General features: G+C 49.2%; 3 protein-coding genes. 2 read left to right on the forward strand and 1 reads right to left on the reverse strand.

Translation table 11 applies throughout. The features are described 5' to 3' along the window. The first annotated feature begins 104 nt into the window (after positions 1-104). Together V7Z69_RS09840 and V7Z69_RS09845 are read left to right on the forward strand one after the other, a co-directional pair. Positions 105-983, forward strand: a complete 879-nt coding sequence (locus V7Z69_RS09840) for a VIT1/CCC1 transporter family protein (protein WP_334139808.1) — start codon at positions 105-107, stop codon at positions 981-983. Between the two features lie 26 nt (positions 984-1,009). Continuing rightward, positions 1,010-1,612: a nitroreductase family protein gene (locus tag V7Z69_RS09845; RefSeq protein ID WP_334139809.1), complete on the forward strand. Its 603-nt coding sequence runs from the start codon at positions 1,010-1,012 to the stop codon at positions 1,610-1,612. Between the two features lie 49 nt (positions 1,613-1,661). On the opposite strand, the gene V7Z69_RS09850 is transcribed toward V7Z69_RS09845, so the two are convergent. Then, positions 1,662-1,792, reverse strand: a 131-nt coding sequence (locus V7Z69_RS09850) for an aldehyde ferredoxin oxidoreductase C-terminal domain-containing protein (RefSeq protein WP_334139810.1), incomplete at its 5' end; no start/stop codon positions are given.

The following is a 1,792-nucleotide window of genomic DNA, read 5'->3' on the forward strand; positions in this document are numbered from 1 at the left end:
ATAAGACCATTACCAGAGACCAAAACAAATTTACACAAAATATAGGACTTGACCGGGCTTCAGTATTTGACGGCCAACTTCATTTTTGTGACATCTAAGGAGTGATGCAGGTGAAAAATATATCCCAATCAACCAAGGAAACTTTGCTGAGGCTTCAGCAGAACGAGATAACCGAACATCATATTTACAAGCTCCTCGCCCGCAAGATGAAGGGCGAAAACCAAAAGGTCCTGTTAAAAATAGCATCCGACGAAAAACGCCACGCAGAAACGTGGAGAGCCTACACCGAGACTGCCGCAAAGCCCAACATGCTAAAGGTCTTTTTTTATTTGGTGCTGGCCTTTTTGTTCGGGGTAACCTTCGCGATAAAGATAATGGAGCGAGGCGAGCAATCTGCAGAGAAGGCTTATCAATCCATTGCAAAGGAGGTTCCCGAGGCGGAGCAGATCGCAAAAGAAGAGGACGAACATGAAAAAGCCCTGATAGATATGCTTGACGAAGAAAGACTTAAATACATTGGTTCCATGGTCCTGGGGCTAAACGACGCTTTAGTTGAGCTTTCTGGCGCCCTTGCGGGGTTTACTTTCGCCCTCACGGAAAGCCGGCTAGTAGGTGTCGCGGGCCTTATAACCGGAATCGCCGCTACCCTATCCATGGGGGCATCGGAATATCTTTCCCAAAGATCTGAATCTGGAGAACTTCACCCCCTTAAGGCAGCCATTTACACCGGGATCGCCTACTTGATAACGGTTACCCTGCTTGTTGCCCCGTACTTCATAGTTTCCAACGTCTACCTTGCCCTGCTTTGGGCTCTTTTCGATGCATTTTTGGTTATACTGTTCTTCTCCTACTTCGTTTCGGTAGTTAAAGACAGTCCCTTCAAGCCAGCCCTGCTGGAAATGACCTGTATAAGTTTCGGGGTAGCTGCGGTGTCCTTCGGTATTGGGCTTCTTGCAAGAAGGTTCATACCTGTAGACCTATAATTATAAAGAGAAGAGGAGGGAGATTTATGGAAAAGCCTGCTAAAACGGATTTTCCCGTAGTTGAGCTTGTAAGGGACCGATGGAGCCCCAGGGCCTTTAGCGATTACCTGCCAAGCTTCGAAGAGCTGGGATCACTTATGGAAGCTGCTCGATGGGCAGCAAGCTGTTACAACGGCCAGCCTTGGCGCTTTATATTGGCCCGAAAAGATCAAGAAGAGCTATACAAAGCCATATTTGGTTGTTTAGTCGATAAAAACCAAGAGTGGGCATATCAAGCACCAGTCTTGGGTATACTAGTGGTCGCTAAGACCTTCGAGCACAATGGGAAGCCAAACCCCTGGAGGGACTTCGACTGCGGGCTTGCAATGGGTCAGCTCGCATTGCAGGCCGAATCTTTGGACCTCAAGGTTCACATGATGGCAGGATTCCACAAGGACAAGGCTAAGGAGACCTTCAATATACCTGAAGAGTTCGAGCCACTGGTTGCGTTCGCAATAGGCAAGAAAGGCGACCCAGACACCCTGCCTGAGGAATTGGCCGAGCGGGAAAAAGCCCCAAGGGAGCGCAAAAACCTAAAAGAGCTGGTCTTCGGCAAAGAATGGGGCAAGCCCGCTGAGTGGCTTGAATAGCCTCGAGCTTGCCCTTTGACTCTCTAGGAAGGCTTCTGATAGGGCCTTCCTAGAGTTCTATCCAATCCAGCCCAAGCCTGCACAAGGTTTCCTTGGTAGGCAAACCAGTTTCCTTATCCCAGCCCATGGAGGCATAGTAGCTATCCAGGGCAACGTCCAGATTGACCTTTTCCCCTGCGC

It is taken from the genome of Thermovirga lienii (genome assembly GCF_036847465.1).
In the GTDB taxonomy this organism is placed as follows: domain Bacteria; phylum Synergistota; class Synergistia; order Synergistales; family Thermovirgaceae; genus Thermovirga; species Thermovirga lienii.

Excerpts from the sequence above, each read along its gene's own strand:
- V7Z69_RS09840 (WP_334139808.1), top strand. The coding sequence starts at position 105 with ATGCAGGTGAAAAATATATCCCAATCAACCAAGGAAACTTTGCTGAGG.
- V7Z69_RS09845 (WP_334139809.1), top strand. The coding sequence starts at position 1,010 with ATGGAAAAGCCTGCTAAAACGGATTTTCCCGTAGTTGAGCTTGTAAGG.